Annotated in this window: 24 protein-coding genes and 2 tRNA genes; 6 read left to right on the forward strand and 20 right to left on the reverse strand. The window is 64.8% G+C overall.

The annotated features are described in order from the left end of the window. Positions 1 to 16: 16 nt before the first annotated feature. Both ABJO18_RS02245 and ABJO18_RS02250 read right to left on the reverse strand, forming a co-directional pair. Positions 17 to 649 (reverse strand): phosphoribosylanthranilate isomerase, encoded by a 633-nt coding sequence (locus tag ABJO18_RS02245; protein WP_348506990.1) that lies wholly within the window; start codon positions 647 to 649, stop codon positions 17 to 19. A 54-nt stretch (positions 650 to 703) separates the two neighbouring features. Further along, the gene (locus ABJO18_RS02250) at positions 704 to 1,645 is read right to left on the reverse strand and encodes a LysR substrate-binding domain-containing protein (RefSeq protein ID WP_348506989.1); all 942 of its coding nucleotides are present in this window, start codon (positions 1,643 to 1,645) and stop codon (positions 704 to 706) included. Positions 1,646 to 1,735: 90 nt separating this feature from the next. Here ABJO18_RS02250 and ABJO18_RS02255 point away from each other — a divergent pair, with 90 nt between their 5' ends. Continuing rightward, complete coding sequence (locus tag ABJO18_RS02255) at positions 1,736 to 1,882, forward strand: hypothetical protein (RefSeq protein ID WP_348506988.1); 147 nt, start codon at positions 1,736 to 1,738, stop codon at positions 1,880 to 1,882. A 241-nt stretch (positions 1,883 to 2,123) separates the two neighbouring features. Here the strand turns inward: ABJO18_RS02255 and ABJO18_RS02260 are convergent, their stop codons facing one another. The 4 genes from ABJO18_RS02260 to aroA form a co-directional block, all read right to left on the reverse strand. Beyond that, positions 2,124 to 2,432: an integration host factor subunit beta gene (locus ABJO18_RS02260; protein WP_348506987.1), complete on the reverse strand. Its 309-nt coding sequence runs from the start codon at positions 2,430 to 2,432 to the stop codon at positions 2,124 to 2,126. 120 nt (positions 2,433 to 2,552) lie between these two features. Further along, positions 2,553 to 4,373: a 30S ribosomal protein S1 gene (gene rpsA, locus ABJO18_RS02265; protein WP_348506986.1), complete on the reverse strand. Its 1,821-nt coding sequence runs from the start codon at positions 4,371 to 4,373 to the stop codon at positions 2,553 to 2,555. Positions 4,374 to 4,438: 65 nt separating this feature from the next. After that, on the reverse strand, positions 4,439 to 5,065 hold the full coding sequence (gene cmk, locus ABJO18_RS02270; RefSeq protein ID WP_348515712.1) for a (d)CMP kinase: 627 nt from the start codon (positions 5,063 to 5,065) through the stop codon (positions 4,439 to 4,441). Position 5,066: 1 nt separating this feature from the next. Beyond that, entirely contained in the window at positions 5,067 to 6,407 is a 1,341-nt protein-coding gene (gene aroA, locus ABJO18_RS02275; protein ID WP_348508604.1) for a 3-phosphoshikimate 1-carboxyvinyltransferase, read from the reverse strand. Positions 6,408 to 6,518: 111 nt separating this feature from the next. Here aroA and ABJO18_RS02280 point away from each other — a divergent pair, with 111 nt between their 5' ends. Beyond that, the gene (locus tag ABJO18_RS02280) at positions 6,519 to 6,968 is read left to right on the forward strand and encodes a TIGR02300 family protein (protein WP_348508603.1); all 450 of its coding nucleotides are present in this window, start codon (positions 6,519 to 6,521) and stop codon (positions 6,966 to 6,968) included. Positions 6,969 to 7,075: 107 nt separating this feature from the next. Beyond that, positions 7,076 to 7,151, forward strand: a tRNA-Ala gene (locus ABJO18_RS02285). A gap of 211 nt (positions 7,152 to 7,362) precedes the next feature. Here the strand turns inward: ABJO18_RS02285 and ABJO18_RS02290 are convergent. From ABJO18_RS02290 to ABJO18_RS02335, 10 genes are all read right to left on the reverse strand, one after another. Continuing rightward, positions 7,363 to 7,989, reverse strand: coding sequence for a hypothetical protein (locus tag ABJO18_RS02290; RefSeq protein WP_348508980.1), 627 nt, complete (start codon positions 7,987 to 7,989; stop codon positions 7,363 to 7,365). A 124-nt stretch (positions 7,990 to 8,113) separates the two neighbouring features. Then, positions 8,114 to 8,578 (reverse strand): PTS IIA-like nitrogen regulatory protein PtsN, encoded by a 465-nt coding sequence (gene ptsN, locus ABJO18_RS02295; protein WP_348515713.1) that lies wholly within the window; start codon positions 8,576 to 8,578, stop codon positions 8,114 to 8,116. A 28-nt stretch (positions 8,579 to 8,606) separates the two neighbouring features. Next, positions 8,607 to 9,236 (reverse strand): ribosome-associated translation inhibitor RaiA, encoded by a 630-nt coding sequence (gene raiA, locus ABJO18_RS02300; RefSeq protein WP_348515714.1) that lies wholly within the window; start codon positions 9,234 to 9,236, stop codon positions 8,607 to 8,609. 186 nt (positions 9,237 to 9,422) lie between these two features. Beyond that, positions 9,423 to 10,934, reverse strand: a complete 1,512-nt coding sequence (rpoN, locus tag ABJO18_RS02305; RefSeq protein ID WP_348508977.1) for an RNA polymerase factor sigma-54 — start codon at positions 10,932 to 10,934, stop codon at positions 9,423 to 9,425. A gap of 37 nt (positions 10,935 to 10,971) precedes the next feature. Further along, positions 10,972 to 11,739, reverse strand: a complete 768-nt coding sequence (gene lptB, locus ABJO18_RS02310) for an LPS export ABC transporter ATP-binding protein (protein ID WP_348508976.1) — start codon at positions 11,737 to 11,739, stop codon at positions 10,972 to 10,974. A 7-nt stretch (positions 11,740 to 11,746) separates the two neighbouring features. Next, positions 11,747 to 12,340: an LptA/OstA family protein gene (locus ABJO18_RS02315; protein ID WP_348508975.1), complete on the reverse strand. Its 594-nt coding sequence runs from the start codon at positions 12,338 to 12,340 to the stop codon at positions 11,747 to 11,749. Then, on the reverse strand, positions 12,337 to 13,038 hold the full coding sequence (lptC, locus tag ABJO18_RS02320; RefSeq protein ID WP_348515715.1) for an LPS export ABC transporter periplasmic protein LptC: 702 nt from the start codon (positions 13,036 to 13,038) through the stop codon (positions 12,337 to 12,339). Before lptC ends, ABJO18_RS02315 begins: the two co-directional genes overlap by 4 nt. A gap of 89 nt (positions 13,039 to 13,127) precedes the next feature. Then, on the reverse strand, positions 13,128 to 13,742 hold the full coding sequence (locus tag ABJO18_RS02325; protein WP_348508973.1) for a ribonuclease D: 615 nt from the start codon (positions 13,740 to 13,742) through the stop codon (positions 13,128 to 13,130). 31 nt (positions 13,743 to 13,773) lie between these two features. Beyond that, entirely contained in the window at positions 13,774 to 15,042 is a 1,269-nt protein-coding gene (locus tag ABJO18_RS02330; RefSeq protein WP_348508972.1) for a hypothetical protein, read from the reverse strand. A gap of 10 nt (positions 15,043 to 15,052) precedes the next feature. Then, complete coding sequence (locus ABJO18_RS02335; RefSeq protein ID WP_348508971.1) at positions 15,053 to 16,504, reverse strand: MBOAT family O-acyltransferase; 1,452 nt, start codon at positions 16,502 to 16,504, stop codon at positions 15,053 to 15,055. 321 nt (positions 16,505 to 16,825) lie between these two features. On the opposite strand from ABJO18_RS02335, the gene ABJO18_RS02340 reads away from it, so the two are divergent. Then, positions 16,826 to 17,257 (forward strand): hypothetical protein, encoded by a 432-nt coding sequence (locus tag ABJO18_RS02340; protein ID WP_348508970.1) that lies wholly within the window; start codon positions 16,826 to 16,828, stop codon positions 17,255 to 17,257. 245 nt (positions 17,258 to 17,502) lie between these two features. Here the strand turns inward: ABJO18_RS02340 and ABJO18_RS02345 are convergent. After that, positions 17,503 to 17,589, reverse strand: a tRNA-Leu gene (locus ABJO18_RS02345). 186 nt (positions 17,590 to 17,775) lie between these two features. Between ABJO18_RS02345 and ABJO18_RS02350 the strand changes: the two genes are divergently transcribed. Then, entirely contained in the window at positions 17,776 to 18,288 is a 513-nt protein-coding gene (locus tag ABJO18_RS02350) for a DUF4440 domain-containing protein (protein WP_348508969.1), read from the forward strand. A 90-nt stretch (positions 18,289 to 18,378) separates the two neighbouring features. Beyond that, positions 18,379 to 19,347 (forward strand): complex I NDUFA9 subunit family protein, encoded by a 969-nt coding sequence (locus ABJO18_RS02355; RefSeq protein WP_348508968.1) that lies wholly within the window; start codon positions 18,379 to 18,381, stop codon positions 19,345 to 19,347. 9 nt (positions 19,348 to 19,356) lie between these two features. Here the strand turns inward: ABJO18_RS02355 and ABJO18_RS02360 are convergent, their stop codons facing one another. The 3 genes from ABJO18_RS02360 to ABJO18_RS02370 are packed head-to-tail and all read right to left on the reverse strand — an operon-like array spanning position 19,357 to position 21,253. Then, positions 19,357 to 19,641 (reverse strand): hypothetical protein, encoded by a 285-nt coding sequence (locus ABJO18_RS02360; RefSeq protein ID WP_348508967.1) that lies wholly within the window; start codon positions 19,639 to 19,641, stop codon positions 19,357 to 19,359. Continuing rightward, the gene (locus ABJO18_RS02365; protein ID WP_348508966.1) at positions 19,634 to 20,323 is read right to left on the reverse strand and encodes a hypothetical protein; all 690 of its coding nucleotides are present in this window, start codon (positions 20,321 to 20,323) and stop codon (positions 19,634 to 19,636) included. The genes ABJO18_RS02360 and ABJO18_RS02365 overlap by 8 nt, the downstream gene beginning before the upstream one ends. Before the next feature lie 57 nt (positions 20,324 to 20,380). After that, positions 20,381 to 21,253 carry a CPBP family intramembrane glutamic endopeptidase gene (locus tag ABJO18_RS02370; protein ID WP_348508965.1) on the reverse strand — a complete coding sequence of 291 codons (873 nt, stop codon included), beginning with the start codon at positions 21,251 to 21,253 and terminating at the stop codon, positions 20,381 to 20,383. Between the last annotated feature and the right edge of the window lie 25 nt (positions 21,254 to 21,278).

Raw genomic sequence — 21,278 nt, forward strand, 5'->3', positions numbered from 1 at the left:
GTGCGCACGGGCGCGGTCAGACCGCCAGGGCGGCGGCAAAGGCTTGCATCTTCGCGGCGTCCTTGACGCCCGGTGCGCTCTCTATGCCGGAAGACACATCGACCGCGCCGGCCCCTGCAGCCGCGACAGCGGCGCAGACATTGGTTGCATCCAGCCCGCCGGACAAGAGCCAGGGCACGGAAATCTGCAGCGATTTCAGCAGAGCATAATCATAGCCCGTGCCGTGGCCGCCCGGACGGTCGGCGCCCTTCGGCGGTTTGGCGTCGAACAGGATCATGTCGGCGATGCGGTCAAAGGCCTTCACCGCCTCCAGATCGGCGGCCTCGGCGACGGGCAAGGCCTTGATAACGCCGCGCTTTGCATAGGCGCGGGCCTGCACGACGCGCTGCGGCGTCTCGGCGCCGTGCAGCTGGATCCAGTCCGGATGCATGGCGTCGCGGATGCGGGCGAGGAGATCGTCGTCCGGATTGACGGTCACGGCGACCGTCTCGCTGGTCCTTGCCAGATGCGCCAGTTCACCGGCCAGCGACGGGCTGACATGGCGCGGGCTCTTCTCGAAAAAGACATAGCCGGTCCAGCGCGCGCCGGCCTGCTCGGCCGCCGCCACATCCCGCCCCGTCTTCAATCCGCAGAACTTGATATCCGTCATGCCAGACCGGTTAGCGCGTCAAAGGGCCGTTGGGAAGCGCGACACAGCGTTGCGCTACACGGTCTCTCCCGCGTCGGGGAAAGCCGGCGCGGGCTGGTTGAGGCAGAAGGCCATCGGCTGGAAGAGCATCCATTCGACAAAGGACCGGATTTTCGGTTCCCGCGCACGGCTGCGATCATAGACGAGGTAGTGGGCCACCTTGTGGTCCAGCTCGGACTCGAAGGGTCGCACCAGTATCCCGGCGGCGATCTGTTCGGCAAAATAGAGCGGCGATACGGCCACAGCGGCATCCCCGGCTGCAATGGCCGCGGCGATCTCCATCGACTGTGTCTCCAGTTCCAGTGCGGCGCGCTCGGGCAGGCCGGACGGGTCGGCACCGGCATTGTCGAACCAGTCGCGCCACCAGGACATCGGTCCGAACAGGCGCAGTTTCAGGAGGTCTGCGGGTGTGTCGATCGGTCCGAACCGTTCGACGGCGCGCGCCGAAACCAGCGGGGTGATCGTGTCGGCGAACAGGAAGCGCGCCTCCAGCCCGTCCCAGCGTCCATGGCCCAGCCGGATGCCGATATCGGCGTCGCCGCCGGTGATGTCGACCGCTTCGGAACGGCTGTCGATCCGGACGGCGAATTCGGGGTGGGCAATCTGGAAATTGCCGATCCGGGGGACGAGCCAGTTCGAGCAGAAGGTCGGCAGGGCGGTGATGGTCAGCACGCTGTCACGATCCTCCCGCACCTCGCGGAAAGTGCGCTCGAGCATGCGGAAGGCTTCCGAGGTCCCCTGAGCGAGCTGGCGGCCGCGTGCCGTCAGCTCGACATGCCGGGCCTTGCGCTCGAACAGGGCGAAGCCGAGCCGGTCTTCCAGCAGCTTGATCTGGTAGCTGACCGCAGCCTGGGTCATGCCGAGAGCTTCGCCGGTCCGGGTGAAGTTTCCCAGCCGGGCGGCAGCCTCGAACACGCGGATGGCGTGAATGGGCGGGAGAGGGCGAACATCAGTCATAAGTTTTCCTTATCAAAGACCATCGAGATCGCGTTGGTCAAGGCGGTTTGGGGCGCCTAAATCATGGTCATGCTTATGACGGAGATGGTCATGACCCTCGCTGAACTGATGATTGAACACACCCCGCCCCGGATCGTTGGCAGCACGCACGAACGCCGCAGCATGAGCTGGAGCGGCTGGCTGGTGCCCCGCTTTGAATGGCTGTCCGGCCATGCGGACTGGAACCGAAAGATCTGACGGTTTGCCGGTGGCCCGATGCCGATGGGCTGCCGGCCGGGCGGCGGGTTCCGGACTTTCGTGGTGCCGATGACGAAGGGCCGGTGTTCTGCCCGGATGCCGGAGACCGGACCCGCCGCCAAATCCTCCCGACCTGAAAAGCTTCGTTCCCTCCGAAGAGTTTCCCTCCCCCGAAGAGTTCCCTCCAACGACAAAGGGCCCGGCATTGCCGGGCCCTTTGTTAATTCAATCGGATTGTCGTTTATTCCGCGAGTTCCGGATGGGTGTCCCGGGACGCATCCACCCGCTCGCGCAGCTCCTTGCCGGTCTTGAAGAAGGGTACGTGCTTCTCCTTCACGGCAACGCTTTCACCGGTCCGCGGATTGCGGCCGACGCGGGCCGGCCTGCGGCGAACCGAAAACGCACCGAAACCACGCAGCTCGACGCGGTCGCCTTCGGCGAGCGCGTCCGTGATCCCGTCAAGGATCGTGTTGACCACGCGCTCGACATCGCGGTGGTAAAGATGGGGGTTGGCTTCGGCTAGTTTGTCGATCAATTCCGATTTGATCATTGAGCACCTCCGCACCAGAAAATCCGATCCTTGCGCCTGCGGACCCGGCCGTCAATGCGCAGGCATAAAAAAACGGCCGGAGCGTGAGGCTCCGGCCGTTTTCTGTCCGGGTCAGGACGACTAGTTGTCGCCCTTCTCGCCCTCTTTCTCGCGCAGCGCGGCGCCGAGAATGTCGCCGAGCGAAGCGCCGGCGTCGGAGGAACCGTACTGTTCGACGGCTTCACGCTCTTCGGAGATCTCCAGTGCCTTGATGGACAGGGAGATGCGGCGCGAGGCCTTGTCGATGTTGGTGATGCGGGCATCGACCTTGTCACCGACCGCGAAGCGTTCCGGACGCTGTTCCGCACGATCGCGGGACAGGTCGGACTTGCGGATGAAGGACTTCATCGAGGCGTCGTCGCCGAAGGAGACTTCGATACCACCGGAGGTGATCTCGGTGACCGTGCAGGTCACGGTGTCGCCGCGGGACACGCCGGACGAATCCATCGGATCGCCGCCGAGCTGCTTGATGCCCAGGGAGACGCGCTCCTTTTCGACGTCGACGTCGAGCACCTTGGCTTCGACGACATCACCCTTCTTGAAGCTCTCGATGGCTTGCTCGCCGGACTGCTCCCAGGAGATGTCCGACAGGTGCACCATGCCGTCGATGTCGCCTTCGAGACCCACGAACAGACCGAATTCGGTGATGTTCTTGATCTCGCCCTTGATGGCCGTGCCGGACGGGTGCGTTTCCGCGAAGACTTCCCACGGATTGCGCTGCGTCTGCTTCACGCCCAGGGAGATGCGGCGCTTCTCGGCGTCCACGTCGAGCACCATGACCTGGACCTCTTGCGAGGTGGACAGGATCTTGCCCGGATGGACGTTCTTCTTGGTCCAGGACATCTCGGAGACGTGGACGAGGCCTTCGACGCCCTCTTCCAGTTCCACGAAGGCACCGTATTCGGCGATGTTCGTGACGCGGCCCTCGAAGACAGCACCGACCGGGTATTTGGCGGCAACGCCTTCCCACGGGTCGGACATCAGCTGCTTCATGCCGAGCGAGATGCGCTGGGTTTCCTTGTTGATCTTGATGATCTGGACTTTGACGGTCTGACCGACTTCCACCACTTCGGACGGATGGCCGACGCGGCTCCAGGACATGTCGGTGACGTGCAGCAGGCCGTCGATACCGCCCAGGTCAACGAACGCACCGTAATCGGTGATGTTCTTGACCACGCCGTCGCGGGCTTCGCCCTCGGCCAGCTGACCGACCAGTTCGGCGCGCTGTTCGGCACGGCTTTCTTCCAGCACGGCGCGGCGCGAGACCACGATATTGCCGCGCGGACGGTCCATCTTCAGGATCGCGAACGGCTGTTCCTGGTTCATCAGCGGGCCGACATCGCGCACGGGGCGGATATCCACCTGCGAGCCCGGCAGGAAGGCCGAAGCGCCGCCCAGGTCGACGGTGAAGCCGCCCTTGACGCGGCCGACAATGGCGCCGTTGACCGGTTCCTTCTTGTCGAAGGACTTTTCGAGACGATCCCAGCTTTCTTCGCGGCGGGCCTTGTCGCGCGACAGAATGGCATCGCCGAGCGCGTTTTCGATGCGCTCGAGGTAAACTTCGACTTCGTCACCCGCCTTGGGGGCTTCCGAGCCCGGGCCCGTGAATTCGCGCAGCGGGATACGGCCTTCGGTCTTCAGGCCGACATCGACCACCACGAAATCGTTTTCAATCGCGGTCACGGTACCTTTGACGACCTGGCCTTCCGCGAGATCGCGGCCGGCGAGGCTCGCCTCAAGCATTGCGGCGAAATCGTCGGTCGTCGGGGTGAGAGATTCTGTAGACATGTTAAAGGGTTGCTCCGATGCAGCGACAGTATTGCGTCTGTCTGTCCTGTCGCCGCTTGCCGTTTCCGGCCGGTTGGACGTTGTACAAAAGGGCGCCAGATCGGACCGCCACAACGATCGTCGTCACGGAAATCGTGTCTGGAACACCCGGCTATTTTGTTGCGCTAGCGGTGGAAGCGTCACGCCTTTTGGCGCTTTTCCACAATACGGATCGCTGTTGCAACGGCCGCGTCTATACTCAAGGAAGACGTATCAAGCAAGGTCGCGTCGTCGGCGGGCTTCATCGGTGCGTCGGTGCGCTCGGCATCGCGGGCATCCCGCTCGCGGGTCTGTTCGAGCATCGTCTCGAAGCTCAGCGTCTCGCCCTTGGCCCGCAATTCTTCCCAGCGCCGGCGCGCGCGGGTCTCGGCATCGGCCGTCACGAACAGTTTCACCTCGGCATCCGGACAGATCACCGTGCCGATATCGCGCCCGTCCAGGATCGCCCCGCCGGGCTGTGTGGCAAAGGCGCGCTGCAGGTCGAACAGCGCTTCGCGCACCTGCGGGATCGCGGCGACCCGTGAGGCCATGGCGCCGGCCTCGGCCGTGCGGATCCGGTCCTCGTCGATTGCGGCCAGGTCGAGCTGTGCCGCCAGCCGGGCGCAGGCCTCGGCGTCGGCCGGATCGATCCCGGCCTCGATGACAGCCAGACCCGTCGCCCGGTAGAGCGAGCCCGTATCCAGATGCGGCAGGCCGAAATGATCGGCCAGCGCCCTGGCGATCGTGCCCTTGCCCGAGGCGAGCGGTCCGTCGACGGCGATGATCATGTCACGCCGGCTCCAGCTGCACGCCCAGCCCGGCCATGTGCGCGAAGAAATCGGGATAGCTCGTGGCGATCATGGCGACATCGTCCACCGACGCGCCCTCGCGCGAGGCCAGGCCGAGCACCAGACCGCTCATCGCCAGGCGGTGGTCGTGATGCGTGACCGTGCGTCCGCCGCCCTTCACACCGCCCAGACCGGCGCCATGGACAGTCAGGCTGTCCTCACCCGTCTCGACGTGGACACCGCTGGCCCGCAGCAATTCTGCCGTTCCCTCGAGCCGGTCGCTTTCCTTGGCGCGCAGCTCGGCCAGGCCCGGCATGAAGGTCGTGCCCTCGGCAAAGGCGGCAGCGACAGCGAGGATGGGGTATTCGTCGATCATCGCCGGCGCGCGTTCGGCCGGCACCTCGATGCCGCGCAGTGCACTCGCACGGGCCGTGACTGTCATGGTCCGCTCGCCGGCCATGTCGGGACCCGGCTCGACCGTCAGTTCGGCCCCCATCTCGCGCAGCGTCTCGATCAGGCCGGTGCGGGCCGGATTGTCCATGACACCGGTCAGCGTCACCTCCGAGCCGGGCGTGACGAGGGCCGCCACGATCGCAAAGGCCGAGGAAGACGGGTCGCCGGGGACATCGACATTGCACGCGGTCAGCGCCTGCGGGCCGGCAAGGCGGATGGTCGAGGCCGGTCCGTCGCGCTGTACGTCGATCGAGGCGCCGAAAGCGGCGAGCATGGTTTCGGTATGGTCCCGGGTGATCTGCGGCTCGTACACGCAGGTCTCACCGTCGGCGCTCAGTCCGGCCAGAAGAATGGCCGACTTTACCTGGGCCGAGGCGACCGGCGGTGTGTAGTCGATACCGTGCAGCTTGCTGGGGGCGAGCCGGGCCGGCAGGCGGCCATCGCTGGTTTCGAACAGGGCGCCCATGGTTTCCAGCGGATCTGTCACCCGGCGCATGGGGCGCGAGGACAGGCTTTCATCGCCGACAAACTCCGCCGCCACGCCACTGCCTGCGACAGCGCCCATCACGAGGCGCACACCGGTCCCGGAATTGCCGAAATCGAGCGGTGCGCCGGGCGTCGCAAGGCGCCCGCTGGTGCCCAGAACGGTCCAGGCACCCGGGCCCGTCCGCTCGACACCGGCGCCGAGTGCCGCCATGGCCTTGGCCGTGTTCAGCACGTCTTCGCTTTCAAGCAGGCCGGTGATCCGGGTTTCGCCGCGGGCGAGTGCGCCGAGGATCAGGGCGCGGTGCGACACGGATTTGTCGCCGGGAGCCTTCAGACGGCCGGACAGCGCTTTGGCCGGCAAGGCCCTGAAAGGCCCGCTTCGGCGGGACGGAATTTCGCTCATGAAAGGAAAAACTGGGTTTGAGGTGACAAGACGGCGATCAGGTTTTGACAGAGCGCGATGATCGTGGCAACGGGTCCGGCCGAAATTCGAATCTGGTTGTGAAGGGAAGTCATGGCCAAGCCAGAACTGGGAAGTAAGCGCGCCTGCCCTAGCTGCGGCGCCAAATTCTACGATCTGGGCCGTCGTCCGGCTCGTTGTCCGAAGTGCGAGACCGAGTTCGATCCCGAGCTCGAGGATCCGCGCCTGAAGGCAGCACCGGCCCCGGGGCCGGAGGAAGAGGACGAGACGCCGGTCAAAAAGGCGCCGGCCGATGATGACGGCTATGGCGACGAGGACGACGACACGCCGGAAGTCGACGCCGAAGCCGATCGCATCCCCGATGACGACGATGATGATGACGACGAGAACGGTTCGGGGCTGAGCGATGATCTGCCGGACGATTTCGACGATGACGATGTCAGTGATGACGATGATGACGACGACTCGACCAAGGTCCTGATCGACGAGGAAGACGACGAGGATTTCGCCGGCTTCTCGATCGAGGATGAAGAGGACATCTAGGTCGTTCCGGTCATCTGCATTTGACGCGCAAAAGAGGCTTGATCCCGGGGAAAACCGGGACTAGTTTCCGCGCTCCTCGCCGGGACCCAATCCGGCGGACAGGATAAGGGGCCATAGCTCAGTTGGGAGAGCGCTTGAATGGCATTCAAGAGGTCGGCGGTTCGATTCCGCCTGGCTCCACCACCCTTCGCCCTGCGGGCTTCGGGTGGTAAACCACCCGCAGCGCGCACTTGGGGCGAAGCGGTGTCCCCCGAAGCCTTGGCGAAGGGGGACTGTCGAGGACAAACTCCCACCCATCCCCGCCACCGCCCTGCGGGCTTCGGGTGGTAAACCACCCGCAGCGCGCACTTGGGGCGAAGGGGGACTGTCGAGGACAGGCTCTGCGGCCGCACCATCAAACCCCGCCCTCCGGCGGGGTTTTTGCTTTTCCGGCCTCGAGCTCCTGTTTGAGCTGCTGCCGCTGATCCTGCAGCCCGTCGGGATAGTCGGCGACATCGCCGTATTCGAGAAAACCGTCATAGCGCCTGTGGGTTCCGGCCACCCGCGCGGCATGCTTGATGGGGCACCAGTACTGTTCGGTCCGTGACGCGATTTCCGCCACATAGGCCAGTACGCCGTTGGCGTAGGCACAGTAGAGGCAGTTCAGCTTCTGGATCACATTGAGGTAGGGCAGCTTGTGCCGGTCGAAGACGACATAGTCGCGCCGGCGGACACGGGCGAGGCCGTAAACCCTGAAGCAGATGGACTGGTACAGGCTGGCAAAGGCGTCGAGCGCCGCAATCGGCAGGACGACGATGTAGATGAAGGGCGCCGTGAGCACGGCCATGACGCCCGAGGCGAAGAGATAGCGGTGCAGTCCGATCTTCAGCGCCTGCTGCCGTTTGCGGACGCGGCGTGAAATCACCACCCGCCCCCGGCGCATGCGATAGCCAAAGGCGCGGCGCCGTTCGGCGAGCCGGTCTTCCAGCTCCGCTTCAAGCGTGCGAATTCTGGCAATCAGGTCGTCGATCTCGGCTCTCATGGCGATCTCCGCGGCAGGGCGGCTCGCATGATAGCGCGATCGGGAAGGCTTGTCTGACGGCCCGTCCGGGCTGTGACAAAACGCCTGACGGCCCGGACGGAGCGAACCCCGTCCAGGCCGGTTATCAGGCCGCGTCGGTCGCCGGCTCGCCGGCGAGGACGGCATGGACAGCTTCGTTGTCCGGAGCCGCGCGAAGCCGCTGACGCACATCCTCGCGGCGCAGGAGCCGGGAGACCCGGGCCAGCGCCTTGAGGTGTTCCGCACCGGCATCCTCCGGTGCGATCAGCATGAAGATGAGATCGGCAGGGCGGCCGTCGATCGACTCGAAATCCACCGGCGTGCGCAGGCGCGCGAAAATGCCGACCACGGTGTCGATACCGGCCAGACGGGCGTGCGGAATCGCAACACCCTGGCCGACACCGGTGGAGCCGAGCCGTTCGCGCTGGAGGACCGCGTCGAAAATTGCGCGCGCCGGCTGACCGGTGAGGTCGGCCGCCAGGTCGGACATGGCCTGCAGGGCCTGTTTCCGGCTGGACGCACCCAGATCGACATGCACCCCCCCGCTGGGGATCAAATCAGCTAACGCCATGCTTCGCTTCTCGTTGCTGGGCCGGTTGCTACTCGGCCGGCTCCGGTCGGTCAACTCGGGAGGGGTCGACCCAGCCAATATGCCCGTCAGGGCGGCGATACACGATGTTCAGACCGCCATTGGCCGCGTTGCGGAACATCAGGAAGGGCGAATCCGCCGCATCCAGTTCCAGCGAGGCCATGCCGACCGTCAGCGTACGCACCTCGCCCGGCCGCTCGGCAATCACGATGGGCTCCGGTGCACCGGTTGCGGGTGCGCCGTGATCCTCGTCATCGTCGAAATCGTCTTCGTTCCAGGTATCGGGACTGCCCTTGAGCACGACAATCTGAAGCGACTCGGCCGGAAGTTCGGCCTTGTTCGCATTGTGGTGGTTCTTCAGTTTCCGCTTGTAGCGGCGGAGGCGCTTCTCCAGGCGCTCCATCGTGTTTTCCGCTGCCTTGTAGGCATCGTCGGCTTCGCCGTGTGCCTGCAGCATGGCGCCCGAGGGCAGATGTACCGAACAGTCGACGCGAAAGCCGATGCCCTCGCGCGAGATCGATACATAGGCTTCGCCCGGACGATTGAAGTATTTGGATACGCCGTCTTCAACCCGCGACAGGATCTGTTCCCGCAGCGCGTCGCTGACGTCGATACCCTTGCTGACCACCTGTATTTGCATGCGCTCCTTCCCGCTGGCCATACACCAGCACGTGAGGCGTTGACATCACGGTGCCGCCCCTCCCCGGAAAGCGGGCGGAACCTAGTCGCGGGGTGGGCCGGGAGTCAATGCGTGTGTACTCCGGTCAGCCGACGAACCGCGACTGCGGCGGATGGGGGTCCGCCGGGGCGCTTGTTCAGGCCTTCCCTAGCCAGCACGTTTCAAAATTCGACGACGCTGGACCGAGGAGGGGATGTTGAGCGCCTCCCGGTATTTGGCCACAGTCCGGCGTGCGATTTCAATCCCTTCGTCACGCAAATGTTCGACGAGCTTATCATCAGATAATACGTCTTCGGCGGTTTCCTGGTTGATCATGGTCTTGATCCGGAAACGGACGGCCTCGGCAGAGTGGGCGTCCCCGCCGCCGGCAGACGGGATGGCGGAGGTGAAGAAATACTTCATCTCGAACATGCCGCGCGGCGTGGCGACATACTTGTTCGAGGTGACGCGGCTGACGGTCGACTCGTGCATGCCGATCGCTTCGGCCACGGTCTTCAGGTTCAGCGGACGCAGATAGGCGACGCCGTGGGCCAGGAACATGTCCTGCTGGCGCACGATCTCGCTGGCGACCTTGAGGATGGTGCGGGCGCGCTGGTCGAGGCTCTTCACCAGCCAGCTGGCATTTTGCGAGCACTCGGTGATGAAGGTCTTGTCGGCGTCGGATCGGGCAACCGCCGTGATCTCATTGAAATAACGGTTGTTCACCAGGACGCGCGGCAGCGTGTCGGAGTTCAGCTCGACCTGCCAGCTGCCGTCCGGCGACTGGCGGATGAACACGTCCGGTTCGACGGCGCGGGTGGTGTCCGATGAGAAGGCCAGGCCCGGCTTTGGGGTGAGATCGCGGATCTCCGCGATCATCTCGTCCAGGTCCTCATTGTCGACGCCGCACAGGGATTTCAGGGCGGCATAATCGTGCTTGGCCAGGCGCTCGAGATTGTCCAGCAGCGTCGCCATGGCCGGATCGAGCCGGTTCTTGTCCTTCAGCTGCAGGGCCAGGCATTCGGTCAGGTCGCGCGCCATCACACCCACCGGGTCGAAGCCCTGGGTCAGTTCGAGGACCGATTCGATGCGGGCGCGCTCGACGCCGAGCTGTTCGGCGATCTCGTCGAGATCGGCGCGCATATAGCCGTCATCATCGGCCAGATCGATCAGATGGGCGCCGATCAGCTTTTCAACCGGATCCGCCGTTGCGGTCGCCAGCTGGGCGTGCAGGTGTTCGGACAGGGACAGTTCGCGCGAGGAATTGGCGATCGCGTCATAGTCTTCGCCGGAGGCTCCGCCGCCGCTGCCCGTGGGCGACCAGTTCCCGGCACCCAGCGCATCGCCGGTGCTGGAAGTACTGTCGACACCGGACAGGTCGGATTTCGAATCGTCGCCATGGATGACGTCCGAATCGGCATCGATGGAATCATTGGCATCGGCAGACGGGGCGGACAGTTCCAGCTCGCGCGGCTCGCCTTCGCCTTCCTGGCGCAGCGATTCGGTCGAGCTTTCGCTTTCGTCGCGTTCGAGCAGCGGATTGCGTTCCAGTTCGCCTTCGACGAACTCGGCCAGCTCGATATTGGAGAGCTGCAACAGCTTGATGGCTTGTTGGAGCTGGGGCGTCATCACCAGGGACTGGCCCTGGCGCATGTCCAGCTTCTGCATCAATCCAGCCATGTGAACCTCTGTTTGGTACGTTTCCTGCAGAGGTTAATCAGGCAAAACTTTCTCCGAGATAAACGCGGCGCACGTCCGGGTCGGCCCGGATCTCCGCCGGCGAACCCTCGAACAGCACCTCACCCTCGTGGATGATCGTTGCTCTGTCAGTGATTTCAAGGGTTTCACGGACGTTGTGGTCGGTAATGAGAATGCCGATTCCGCGCTCGCGCAGAAAGCGGATCAGGTCGCGGATATCGGTGATTGCAAGCGGATCGATGCCCGCGAAGGGCTCGTCGAGCAGCATGAAGGAGGGGCGAGTCGCCAGGGCGCGGGCGATTTCCACCCGCCGTCTCTCCCCGCCCGACAGCGAGGGCGCCGGGGCGTCGCGCAGGTGGGCGATGCGCAGCTCTTCCAGCAACTGGTTCACCAGTTCGTGGCGTGCATCCCGATCTTTTTCAACGACTTCCGCGACAGCCAGCACGTTCTGCTCGACTGTCATGCCGTGAAAGATCGATTTTTCCTGGGGCAGGTATCCGATGCCCAGACGGGCCCGCTGATACATGGGCAGGCGGGTGATGTCCTCACCGTCCAGGAGGATTCGGCCGTAATCCGCCTCCACCAGCCCGGTAATCATATAAAAGCACGTGGTCTTGCCGGCGCCGTTCGGGCCGAGCAGTCCGGCGACCTCGCCGCGCTCGAGCGAAACCGACACGCCTTTCACGACCGGGCGCTTGCCATAGGCCTTGCCGATCTTCTCGACAACGAGTCCGTCGCCGGTCGCGGTTTCGGGCGCAGGGGCCGGATGGAATTCGCTGAAGGCCATGCCGGTTCTATCCATCCGTCTCTTCGGTGCCGCCGCCATTGCCTTCGCCCTCATCCGGGTCGGCAGCCTCTTCATTGCCACGCGGATGGATGACCATGCGCACGCGGGCGCCATCGCCGGCTTCGCCGAAGGAGGAGTTTCCGGTCACCAGATCGGTCACGAACCGCGTCGCGGTGAACACGTCCTCGCCCTGGGTGATGACGACATCGCCGGTCAGGGTGATGGTTTCCTCGGCCAGAAGATAGACGCCGCGATCGCCGCGCGCGCGCTGTTCCGGCGTGGTGTAGAAGACATTCCCGGTCGCCACGATGCGCTCGATATTGCCCAGGTTTCCGGTCGGGCCCGAGCCGGTGCTCTGGCCGTCGAAGAAGACCTCGATCCGGTCGGCGCGCAGGCTGCTGGTCCCCTGCACGACATTGACATTGCCGGTCCACACGGCCCGGTTTTCCGGGTTGAACAGCTCGGAATGGTCCGCCTCGATGTCCAGCGGCAGACGGGAATCGCCGATCTGGGCCAGGCTGGCCGATGTCAGGGCTGTCGGGGCCAGGACGAGAGCGACCAGTACGGCGGCGCAGGCCCGGAGTGCTGTCAGTCGCATCATTCGCTTCCTTCTTCTTGCGCGGCGCGCGACAGATCGGTGCGCTCCTGAACGAGAGTCATGCGGACGTTTCCGTCAAAAATCAAAAGATCCCCGCCTTCGCGGATTTCATAGCTGTCGGCCCGGATCGTGCCCATAGGCCCCGAACCTTCGACCGGCCGCTCGCCGACGACCCGCGCCTCGCGCAGGAAAATCCGCGCATGCTCAGAGGCGAAGCTGTAGCCGTCATCGGTGTCCAGATTGACGTCGGAATAGAGGTCCAGCACCCGGTTATTGGCATCATAGCGGCCGGTCTGCGCCAGCACGCTGGAGGCATCGGTCTCCAGGAAATCATAGTCCAGGCGCGGACGTTCCAGATCGGTGATGTCCGGCGCCCCGCCCCGCTGGCGGATCGCGGCGTCGGCGGTCAGGACATAGGGGATGAGCGCGTCGTCACGCCCCACAAAGCGCGGATTGACCATGCGGCTGTCCGAGCTGACCATCTCGGTCTTGCCGGCGACGCTGCCCTGGCTGCCCATGATCAGCTGCACGACCAGCAGGACTGCGATCGCTGCGGCAGCAATCATGAAGCCCAGGCGCAGCCGCCGCACGAATGCCGTACGCCGCCGGGCGACGCCGAGCGCCAGCGCACGGCGCGGTTCCCAGCTGCCGTGATGGGGGGGCTGAAAGGCCTCGAGGCCGGGGTTGGCAGTCACGCTCATGAGCCGTCAATGGTTGGCGGCGTCCGGCGCAGTGCCGGGCGCGGCAGTAGAAAGACCAGTCTTCGCAGGCCTTTTCAAGGCAATCCGGTTCAGGTGTGCGCGAAAATGTCGGTTTCCGGCCAGCCGGCCAGATCGAGCTTTGCGCGCGTCGGCAGGAAGTCGAAACAGGCCTTGGCGAGCGCCATGCGGTCCTCGCGCTCCAGCATCAGGGTCAGCCGGTCGCGCAGGGCATGCAGATGCAGTACGTCGGAGGCGGCATATTCCAGCTGCGCCGGGCTCAGCTCGTCCGCGCCCCAGTCCGAGCTCTGCTGCTGCTTGTTCATGTCGACGCCGACAAGCTCGCGCGTCACGTCCTTCAAACCGTGCCGGTCGGTATAGGTACGGCACAGTTTTGAGGCAATTTTGGTGCAGAAAACGGGCGCCAATGTCACACCAAGGTAGCGTTCGACCATCGCCACATCGAAACGGGCGAAGTGCAGGATCTTCTCGGTGCCCGGATCCGACAGCAGCGCCTTCAGGTTCGGACAGTCATAGGTCTTGCGGTCCATCTGCACGACATGCGCGTCGCCATCGCCGGCCGACAATTGCACCACGCACAGCATGTCCCGCGTCAGCGACAGACCCATCGTTTCGGTGTCGACGGCAACGGCCGGGCCGAGGTCGAGGCCGGCGGGCAGGTCGCCCTTGTGGTAGTGCACGGTCATGATCGGATTTCCTTGCTCGTGAAGACCGGTCCTAGCGCCGCGACGCCGCCGGCGCAATGCGCTCGAGCTTGTCGTCCAGGCTGCGCCGGTCGTCGCGGTTGAGGAATTGCGGAGGCGACACCTCGGGCTCCGGCCGGGTCCGTTCCAGATCGTCGAACATGGCCGTCGCCGCCTGTCCGTCCGGACGCTCCAGCCAGGCCTGCCGCCGTTCACGCAGCGCATCGGCGGTCGAGGCGGCGGTCTGCGGCGTCAGCCTTACGCCGAAGGGAACGGTACCCGAGGGCGCTTCGATCCGTTCCAGCCGCATGCGCTCCAGCATCGCCTGACCGACATGCGGCAGATAGTGCGAGGGCTCGTAGAAGGCGGGGTGTGCGCCGGTCTGTTCCGGTCCCGGCGCTGGCTGCCGGGCGAAGGGCTGGAAGCCCGAAAAGTCCCACAGCACGGCGCCGCCACCGGGCACGCAGGCCTCGACCGGCTCGCGGTCGGCATAGGCTTCGAAGGTCTCTGCCAGCAATTGCCGGAAGGCGAGATATTCGTCCAGCTCGCCTGCGCGGACCATCGCTTCCTCGCGCCAGGCATGCAGGGGGTGAATGAAGCCCGTCACCTGGATGCCGGAGGCGGTCAATGCATCGAGCACGTCCTGGAACATCATCAGGCGTTCCGGATCGAAGGTGTAGCCCTGATACCAGGAATAGATGCCGCGCGAGCCGCTCTCATAGCGCTCGCGCTGGGCGCCGGCCGGATAGGTGTCGGCCCAGGGCATGCGAGGTTCGCCGCCGGTCAGATTGTCGGCGATCAGCTGCAGCGAGGCGCCGAACGTGTTGGGCGACAGCGAGACGCGGGCGAGCGACAGCCAGCGGCGACCGTCGGTCAGCGCCGACAGCCAGTAGGTCGCCTTGGCCTTGGAGTGGACGCCGAACTCGTCGAGATCGAGCCCGATGACCACGCAGCGCAGCTCCTCATTCCGCGCCGCCAGGGCCGCGGCCTGGGACAGTTCGAAGATGTTCGTGCCGCGCATTCCGGCGTTGTAGATGCCGCCGGGCCAGTGTTCCGGCTGGTGCGGGAAACCATCCACCGTGCGCGACGAACCCAGCAGGATGGCCCGGTCGCCGCCCCGTGCCAGCCGGTCGGCGACATGCACCCGTCCACCGTCTTCCAGCAGGCGCGTATCGCGCGCCGTCAGGCCGGGAATGTCCGGTGCGCCGGTGATGCCGAACGGATCGACAAGCGCGTTGAACCCGCCGAACAGGGCCAGGCCGGCGAAAAGGGCGATCAGCAATGTCGAGGCGTAGCGCGTCATCCCTGTCCCCTCAGAATGTGTAATAGATGAATTCGGACGTCTTCCAGGCGTTCAGTACCGACAGGAAGAGCAAGGCCGCTGCGGCGATCGCGGTGCCACGCGAGAATTTCCAGCGCGGACCGGGCTTGGGACGGATTTCCGCATCCTTCATCGTCTGCTCGTCGATCACGTCGGAGAAGACTTCCGGCGTATCCGGCAGCGACCAGACAATGCCCAGGCCCAGCACGATCCAGGCGATCGCCTCGACGGTGACGCCTTCCAGTCCCAGACCGGAGAAGCCGAACATGCCGGCCAGGATGCGGCCTGCGCCGGACCAGCTTTCGGCCCGGAAGAAGACCCAGGCGATCGTCGTGAAGGCGAAGGTGAGACCGATCGCGATCACCTTGCGCCGGCCCGCAAACCAGTTCTTCGGGCCCCATTTGGCCCAGAAATGGTTCACCGTCAGGCCCAGCCCGTGCAGTCCGCCCCATATGACAAATGTCCAGGCGGCGCCGTGCCAGAGCCCGCCCAGCAGCATGGTGGCGAACAGGTTCACATAGCGGCGCACCTCGCCCTTCCGGTTGCCGCCGAGCGGGATGTAGAGATGGTCGCGCAGGAAATGGCTGAGCGTGATGTGCCAGCGCCGCCAGAACTCCACCACCGAGGCTGACTTGTAGGGCCCGTTGAAATTCACAGGCAGGCGGTAGCCCAGGCAGCGGGCGAGGCCCAGCGCCATGTCGGAATAGCCCGAAAAGTCGAAGAAGATCTGCAGCGCATAGGCCACCGCACCGATCCAGGCGGCAATCAGGCCCGGCTCGCCGCCGCGTTCAGCCATGGCGAACAGCGACGAGGCGAAGGGTTCGATATTCTCCGCGATCAGCACTTTCTTCGCCAGGCCGATCGAGAAGATGGTCAGGCCGATGCCCAGATTGGCGGACAGGTCGTCCTTGCGCTTGTCGTCGGCAAACTGCGCCGCGATCTGGTGGTGCTGCACCAGCGGGCCGGCGACGATGTGCGGGAAGAAGCTGACAAAGAGCGTGTGCGAGAAGATGTGGCCGGGAGCCGTCTTCTTGCGGGCGATGTCGACCAGGAAGGAGATCTGCTGGAAGGAGAAGAAGGAGATCGCCAGCGGCAGGCCGACATTGAGCAGGGGCAGTTCCAGCGGGGTCAGCGCGTTGACATTGCCGATCAGGAAGTCGGCGTATTTGAAGAAGCCCAGCAGGGCCAGATTGAAGATGATGCCGATGGCGAGGAAGGGCTGGTTGCCCCATCGGGCCATGGCCCGGGCCACGATGTGGTTCATCGCCACCGAGAACAGCAGCAGCGGCAGGTTCCGCACATCCCACCAGGCATAGAAGACCAGCGAGGCGAGGTTCAGGATGAACAGCGCCGCCAGATGGCTCAGATAGCGCCGCGCCAGATAGTAGGCCGCCAGCACGCCGGGCAGGAAAAGAAACAGGAATTCGAACGAATTGAAGAGCATGTCGCGGCCCGGCCCCCGAGGTCCGGGGACGCTAACGGCCCGGGCCCTGTGCGGCAAGACAGGCCTGCACGGAAGGTGGGGAGCAGGGAGAGCGCCCGCCGGCCTCGGTTTTGTGACACTTACGTGTCAGACGGGCGAGAACCCAAAGCTTAATTCATCGTAAAATCACGAAATGAATGTCATATTACCTTTAAAAATCAGCGCATGCAGGGGTTTGCGTGAAATCACGTATGATCCGTGTACGGACTTTACAGGCAGTGTGAGTTCTGTAACATAAGCGTCATACAAACGCTGTTTCAGATTCTCACAGGAGGAGAAGTCATGAAAAAGACAAGCATGATGATCGCTGCTTCCCTCGCTGGCGCCCTCGCCCTGGCCGGACAGGTCACGGCTCAACGCGCCCCGGTCCAGGGTGAAGCCTTTGTTCTTGAAATGCTCGGTCAGCGCAGTTGGGAAGTATCCTGCCGTCTGACCCAGGGTGATGGCGATGCCATCGAAACCCGTGAGGCCGGCCGGGGCCTGCATGACAATGGCCGCTTCGCCATCGGCGATGTGACCGGCGGTCTGTGCTCCTACTCCGTGCCCGAGCGCGGCGAGCTGCGCCTGACCATGGATGTCGAGCACACGGCTTTCAACTGCCCGTTCACGGTGACCGAGGCCGGCTTCTGCCGCGCCTATCTCCAGCCGGGCGATAGCGGCAGCTTCCAGATCACCCGCCGTTCGGCCGGTGCGAGCGCTGTCACCGGTTCGTAAGCGACCGGCGCAAGACCCCCAACCTGTACGAAGCACTTACAGGTCAATGAAACGCCCGGCCGGGACATCGGCCGGGCGTTTTGCTGGGGCCGTGGGTTTCGCTGCGATAAGGAATAGCGGGGGCGAAACGGCGCTTGCCGATCGCAGCGCAACGCCGCAAAAAATTCTGTTCCTGAAGGGTATCGATCCGGCTGGAAACGGGCTCACCGCCCGCCATCGCGCCTGAACTGAAGATCCGGAGAGGATGGTGCCCAGGAGAAGACTCGAACTTCCACTCCCTAACGGGAACTGGCACCTGAAGCCAGCGCGTCTACCAATTCCGCCACCTGGGCAGGTGTCGAGGCGCGGTACCTAAAGCTGCCATGCCGCCAAGTCAACGGGTCATGCGCAATTTGGCGGCGCTTTTTGCAGCCTGTGCCGATGCTCGCGAAATCGTGTTGTGAGTGCGGCCGCCGTGCGGGCTAGGAGAGGCAGAACAGCGCCTTCGCGCGCGCACCGGCAACCGGGGGAGAATGCCTGTGACGTACGTCCAATCCAGCCTGCGAAGCCGGGGCCTCGCGCTTCTGGTTCTGTTCTTTGGTTTTGTGCCGGCCGGATTGGCCCAGGACGGGGCTGCCGAAGATCCCGACCAGCCCGCCATCCTTGCCATGCTGGAGCGCGGGCCTGTGGGTCTGGCCACGGATTTCGAAGCCTGGGCCGGCAATTTCCATCCTGAATGGAGTGTCTGGTTTGCCGGGCGTGACGCGGCGGTGGAGCGGGACGTGCACATGCAGCGTGTGCGCGACTATGTGGCCACGGGTATCGATGTCGAGGCGTTCGACTTCGATCTGGTGCGCTACCAGCGCCATGGCGCGACAGCGATCGTCGACTTCAATGCGACGGAGTATATCCGGCAGGCTGACGGAACGCTGCGCACCGTCCGGTTCTCGGAGACCGCGGTCCTGGTGCGCGAGGACGGGCGCTGGCTGATCCGGTCCTCCTCCCTGAGCTTCCCCCAGCGCGAAGAGGCTGCACAAAGCGATGGCGACTAGGGCCGGGTGACGTTCAAGCGCAATGCCGCATGGACAGGCGGGCGGTTTTTTGGTCTATCCGCACCAAACCCATTTTTGCGGGGGACAGCCATGCTGCGAGACGAAATCATCACCGTGTTCGGCGGATCCGGCTTTGTCGGACGCCATGTGGTCCGGGCGCTGGCCCGTGAAGGTTATCGGGTCCGCGTCGCATCGCGGCGGCCGCATATCGCCCAGGACCTGCGCGTGATGGGTGTTGTGGGACAGGTGCAGCTGGTCCAGGCCAATCTGCGCGTTCCCGCTTCGGTCGAGCGCGCGCTGGAAGGCGCGAGCGGTGTGGTGAACCTCGTGGGCGTGCTGAACGAGAATGGCCGCCAGACCTTCACCCGCCTTCATGCCCAGGGCGCCAAGACGGTTGCCGAAGCCGCGGCTGCGGCGGGGATCGAGCGCATGGTGCATATCTCCGCCATCGGCGCCGATGCCGAAAGCGCGTCGCGCTATGCCCGCACCAAGGCCGAAGGCGAAGCCGCCGTGCGCAAGGCGCTGCCGGGCGCGACCGTGCTGCGGCCGTCCATCGTGTTCGGAACGGATGACGGCTTCTTCAACCGCTTCGGTGCCATGGCGCGCTTTGTGCCGGCCCTGCCGCTGTTCGGCGGCGGCAAGACCCGTTTCCAGCCGGTCTTTGCCGGCGATGTCGCAGCCGCGGTGGTGAAGTCGCTGCAGAGCGACACGGCCCGTGGCGAAACCTTCGAGCTTGGCGGGCCGGGCGTTTACACGTTCGAACAGCTGATGCGCTTCATCCTCGACGAGATCGACCGGCCGCGCCTGTTGCTGCCGCTGCCCTGGGCGGCCGGCCAGGTGATCGCCATGCTGTCCGAGATGGCGGCGATCCTGCCCTTCGTGCAGCCGGTCATCACCCGCGACCAGCTCACCCAGCTCAAGCGCGACAATGTCGTCGCCGACGGTGCGAAATCGCTGGCGGATCTGGGTATCGAGCCGGAAACCGTGGACGCCATCGTGCCGTCCTACCTGGTGCGCTATCGCCGCTACGGCCAGTTCCACGAGCGCCAGACGAGCTAGCCGGCCCCGCTAGAGTATCTTGTCGAGCAGGTCGAGCGCCTTGTCGAGCCAGTCCAGGCGCTCGGTGTATTGCGCCTGGGCCTTGCCGGCCTTTTCGACAGCCTCCTTGAAGGCCGTCCGGTCAGGAAGGTCCAGCGTCAGGAAATCGTCGGCCAGCTGCGCATAGCCGATCAGGTCGATCTTCTGCTGCAGGTCCGTCATGCGAGTGCGGACGCCGGCCTGGACCAGCGGCGGCAAGCTTGCCAGGCTGTCTTCGAGCGCCGTGATCTGGGCGCGCATTTCCTCTTCAGTCATCCGGGTTCACCTCGCGGGCGGGGTTGGGTGCGACCATGCTGTCGAGCAGGGCGTGAATGTCGTCTGCCGTACTGCCGGCTTCTGCGCGGATGCTGGCGAGGCGCTCAGTGAGCGCGGCGATCGTGTCGGCATCGACAATCCGGCCGGTGATCCGCTCGAGCGCCGTGGGTGTCTGGATGTGGGTGTTGAGCAGCGCCTGTGCCGCCACGACCTCATCCATCAGGGCGTCCAGTTCGGCAGATTTGGCCACGATGCGGGCGTGAAGCGTATCCAGCGCGGCGATATTGGCGAGGATGCCGGTGCGTCCGAGATTGTGCTGTTCAATGGCATAGCGGGCGGTCTCGTCGTCGAGCGCGACGCCGCCGGGCCCGTCCGATGGATTGTCGCAGTGATCGTCGCTGGCTGGCGACAGCACGCCCGCGGCGACATAGAACCGAGCATCGGCGCAGGCGAGTTCCGCTTCGAAGCGGGCCTTGCGCTGCTGTCTGAGCTGGTCGGCGTGCCGGACCAGCGCCTGCCCTTGTACGCCCACGGCCGTTTCCATCGCCGTCAGGGTAGCAAGCTGGGTTGTCGACAAGTCCCGCACCTGGCGCGGGGTTCCGCAGGCGGCAAGGGCCAGAACGGTCAGTAGCGCCAGGGCCATCCGTGCCCCGGCAGCCCGTGAAAAAACACGGTCGCGCATCGGTTGTCTCCTTCAGGAGGAGTGTAACCTTAAACTGCGACAAGTGCAATTACACGCTTATTCGACCGGGGCGGGTCTGATGCGGGCCCGCCGGTAGAGCGCGATCAGCACAAGACCGGCCGCGAGCACCGCAAAGCCGCCCAGGCCCAGAAGTCCGTTCCAGGGCCAGTTCTGGTCGGGCAGGAAAATGATCCCGACGCCGGCGACTGCATTGACGGAGCCGTGAAAGGCGCCGGCGGCATAAACACCGCCGCCCCGCTCGCGGGCCAATGCGAGATAGGGCGTCAGCAGGACGGTGAAGAGCGTCATCACGGCGACGCCCGTCCAGCCCAGGCCCGGATAATTGTATCCCATCAGGATAAGCGGCGCGTGCCAGACACCCCAGATCACGCCGATCACCAGCGACTGCACCCAGAAGCCCAGAGCGGACAGACGCGGTTGCAGCCAGCCGCGCCAGCCCAGCTCCTCGCTGATGGTCAGCAGCACGGTATTGATCAGGATACCGACAGGCACACCGATGGCCAGCTGCAGGGTGAGCAGCATTTCGGGAGACATCGGCACGTCCTGGCCAGAGGCTTCGACCATGGCGGCCAGGGCCGCTGCGGCATCGGCCGGTTCGGACCGGGTCAGAACCAGGGTCACGATCGAGGCCAGTGCTGCCAGCACAACGGGAACGAGCCAGCCCCAGATCGTCCAGACGATCACCGGGCCGGCGCGGCCGGGCTTGAAGCCCAGCGCGGTCAGAGCGCGCTTGCGATCGAACAGGATGGTGGCCACGATCGCACCGATGGCCGGCCCGAACATGAAGCCCGTCATGTAGAGCGTGGCAAAGGCGCCGGCGCCCGCAAGGCCGCCTTCACTGTACAACCAGGCCCCGATCGCCCAGCTGACACCGAAACTTACGACCAGAAAAACCCCGATGGCCCGCATGCCGTCCCCCCGCTGAAGCGTGTCA

Source organism: Maricaulis sp. (assembly GCF_039978735.1).
In the GTDB taxonomy this organism is placed as follows: domain Bacteria; phylum Pseudomonadota; class Alphaproteobacteria; order Caulobacterales; family Maricaulaceae; genus Maricaulis.